We start from the raw sequence: 262 nt of genomic DNA on the forward strand, positions 1-262 counted from the left end.
AAAATCCTGCGGTAGGTGACTACCGTACCGGTTCGATTCCGGTCCTCGGCACCACTATTTAATAATGCGCCCGTAGGTCGCAGGTTCGAATCCTGTCTTCCCGACCAGAGTTTGCATTAATAATATGGGGCCTTAGCTCAGCTGGGAGAGCGCCTGCTTTGCACGCAGGAGGTCAGCGGTTCGATCCCGCTAGGCTCCATCAATATCTTTATTATCGCGGGGTGGAGCAGTCTGGTAGCTCGTCGGGCTCATAACCCGAAGG

General features: G+C 54.6%; 1 tRNA gene. It reads left to right on the forward strand.

What is annotated here, in order from left to right:
- Window positions 1-126: 126 nt before the first annotated feature.
- A tRNA-Ala gene (locus GXK58_RS26900) sits at window positions 127-199 on the forward strand.
- Window positions 200-262: the final 63 nt, after the last annotated feature.

Source organism: Bacillus sp. USDA818B3_A, assembly GCF_009928415.1.
Lineage (GTDB): Bacteria > Bacillota > Bacilli > Bacillales > Cytobacillaceae > Neobacillus.